Genomic DNA, 1,283 nt, shown 5'->3' on the forward strand with positions numbered 1-1,283 from the left:
AGCTGTACTTATTTTGCATTCGCTTATTAGGAGAAGTAGAAAGCATTGTTTACCTTACTTTAGGTTTATAAATAAATCACTCTGCAGTTTCATCTTGCTGATAAATTGGATGTTTATATTGGTCATTTAATCTTTTTATTTTGACCATTTCTATTTCTGGGAAAAGTGATTGTAAGTTGGTAAGTAACTCCATTCTTTCTTCGAGAGTCGAAGTGTATACAAGCCCTTTATATTGAAGCTTACCTTTTTCTGGGATCGTAAATGACACCACTCCATCATTCATTATATGAAAAACAACACTGCGTTCATCAATAAATATATGGCTCTTATCTACGGTTGGCTGGAAATTTGTCATCCCAAATGACATGAGCGCAAAAGCCCCTGCTCCAACAAAAGCTAAAGGGCCAAACATAAAGGCAACGATAATACAGACCACAATGCCAATCCAAGCAAAGCCTCGCGCGATTTTATAAGCCACTTCAGGGATCATGTCTTGTTCTGTATAATGAATACCCATTGATGTTAGGTGATAACAACGATGTTTATCTGGTGCAAATAAATATCTCCCTATAAACACCAGTGTCGTTGTTAAAATAAAGAGCCCAAAAAAAACAGGTGAGTCTACTGTCATGTCAGTAACCGACCAAAGAAACAATAATGGTATTCCTCCTGAAAATATTGACAAAATCCAGTATGCTAAATTAGTGTATTTTTGACCCGCGCCTTCATAATCCCATGTATAAATAACCTCTTCACTATATAACTCTTCTTTTGATTTGATTATTTTTTCTTTAGAACCCATCATTCACCTCAACTTTAATAGTGCGGGTAACGTTATCTTTCCGTGCACCCGATACAATGAGTTCTCTCTGATTATTACCTGAAGCAATATAGCCTAACTTTTCATGCTCTGATGCTTGCCAGTTAAAAGGCAGGCTAATAAAGACCGTAATACTATCTTTGGTTGTGCCATCTAAATTTAATAGGCAGATTAATTTCGATTGCTTCATTCTAATCTTGAATGAAAATAGGATGCTTAAACATATCATTTAACTTAGCTAACTCTACGTACTCTATATTTTTTTTGCTATTTTGAATCGCTGTTATAATTTGTTTCTTTTGCTCTAAAGAAGGTACGTAAAAGTCTCGACGACAACAATAATCAGGAGCCGTATAACTGTCTACTCTGAACATAGTATCGTTAACTAGATTAAATAAAATTGGCCTATCAGAAAAAAAATTTCATGCTCTTGTATCGTAGATTGGAAATTTGTCATCCCAAA

2 protein-coding genes are annotated in these 1,283 nt (G+C 34.8%); both read right to left on the bottom strand.

Annotated elements, in window-relative coordinates:
- Positions 1-76: 76 nt before the first annotated feature.
- A complete protein-coding gene (locus A6E03_RS17030; protein WP_255310661.1) occupies positions 77-802 on the bottom strand; it encodes a hypothetical protein in 726 nt (241 codons plus the stop codon).
- Positions 792-1,010, bottom strand: a complete 219-nt coding sequence (locus A6E03_RS17035) for a hypothetical protein (RefSeq protein ID WP_065601370.1) — start codon at positions 1,008-1,010, stop codon at positions 792-794. Before A6E03_RS17035 ends, A6E03_RS17030 begins: the two co-directional genes overlap by 11 nt.
- Positions 1,011-1,283: the final 273 nt, after the last annotated feature.

Source organism: Aliivibrio sp. 1S128, assembly GCF_001691065.1.
GTDB lineage: Bacteria > Pseudomonadota > Gammaproteobacteria > Enterobacterales > Vibrionaceae > Aliivibrio.